This is a genomic window from Streptococcus danieliae, assembly GCF_025447695.1.
GTDB lineage: Bacteria > Bacillota > Bacilli > Lactobacillales > Streptococcaceae > Streptococcus > Streptococcus danieliae.
Map to the genome: position 1 here is coordinate 1 of NZ_JAOBSU010000192.1, position 1,037 is coordinate 1,037.

Here is a 1,037-nt window from a genome sequence, read left to right on the forward strand (position 1 = left end):
TACATCGGAAAGTTTTTTACTGGATTCATAATTCATAGCTTTAGTTTATCATATTATAGTTTTGCAGGAAGTCTAATAATGTTTTACCGTCATTATCTAAATCTATCTCTAGTAACTCTCTATCAGAGCGATGAAAAGCAGGTAATGTATGGTGTAAGCGGCTATATAATCTGCCATTATGTGAGCAAATATTTCTAAGATAGCGAAGCGCATTACACCAAGATAATAGGATTTTTGCTGGAATCTTATCTTCTTGATTCAAGACTGAGCTGATATGAGCAGCAACTTTATTTCGATATTCTGGTTGTAGAGCAATAAGGAAAGACGCTAGGTTTCCAAATGTCATTAAACGAAAAACTGTCCATGGCAACACGACCCCATACTGATTAATCTGTTTGCTGATTATAGCATCATCTTGTTTTTCCAAAACCAATCGTGATAAATGATATTTTGTTTTCAAAACAAGGTCCTGCCTCTTAGGATTTTCTTTACAGTATTTAGACTGTCCCGAATAATAAAGATCATCATCTTCAAAAATATAGATAGATTTATTATATCCAATTGTCAGAGCGTCAGCCGTACTTTTCTTCAAAAAAACTTCAAGACGCTCTAGTATCTCTTGAAGAAAATTCCTAAAGTAACTATCAAATAAATAGATTCTCTTGGCCTCTATATATCTTCTATTTACCAACTTTCCATATTGAGAAAAAGACTGGAAATCTGTGTCTCTTAAAAAGTCAAGACAATCCTGTTTATAAAAATCATTATTCCCATTGTAATTGAAGGACCAGTTAGAGCTTTTCTTCATGTGATTATATAACTGTTCTTCAGTTAAAGCTGGTTCAAGAGCACATTTTAATTGATTTGGTGCTAATACCGGCCTATAAATTAACTGATTTTTACCTGTAATATCTAAATTTAATGGTAAGTAATCTTTAAAATTTGTTAATTCAAGTATGTTATAGTCATTTAGTTTTTAAATAGTATGTTATTGCGTCAGTCAAATCGCTTGTCTTTCTAAGCAATTCTGTCACCGC

1 protein-coding gene is annotated in these 1,037 nt (G+C 32.1%); it reads right to left on the minus strand.

Annotation, left to right across the window (positions count from 1 at the left end; genetic code table 11):
* Positions 1-40: 40 nt before the first annotated feature.
* Positions 41-691: an Abi family protein gene (locus N4310_RS08515; RefSeq protein ID WP_476715168.1), complete on the minus strand. Its 651-nt coding sequence runs from the start codon at positions 689-691 to the stop codon at positions 41-43.
* Between the last annotated feature and the right edge of the window lie 346 nt (positions 692-1,037).